This window comes from Citrobacter sp. Igbk 17 (genome assembly GCF_028069775.1).
Taxonomy (GTDB): domain Bacteria; phylum Pseudomonadota; class Gammaproteobacteria; order Enterobacterales; family Enterobacteriaceae; genus Citrobacter.
Map to the genome: position 1 here is coordinate 1 of NZ_JANEWI010000115.1, position 255 is coordinate 255.

General features: G+C 45.9%; 1 pseudogene. It reads left to right on the plus strand.

Annotated features, from left to right (window positions below):
- Positions 1-255 (plus strand): annotated as a pseudogene (locus NNO08_RS23055) (phage tail protein); the annotation flags it as partial.

Genomic DNA, 255 nt, shown 5'->3' on the forward strand with positions numbered 1-255 from the left:
CAGATATGGTGTTTTTGAAATTCAATAACTCGACATTTTCAGCGACAACATATCCCAAATTAGCGCTGATTTATCCCGGTCTGAAACTGACTGAGCATCGTGGTGAATTTATCCGTATCTGGGATGACGGTCGAGGGGTGGATAGTGGACGAGCACTTCTGTCAGCACAGGATGCATCCGCAATTAACCTCTTACTGGGTGAAAATGCTAACCAGCCTGGTCTGGGTCAAATCTCCGTTTCAAACGATGATGGAC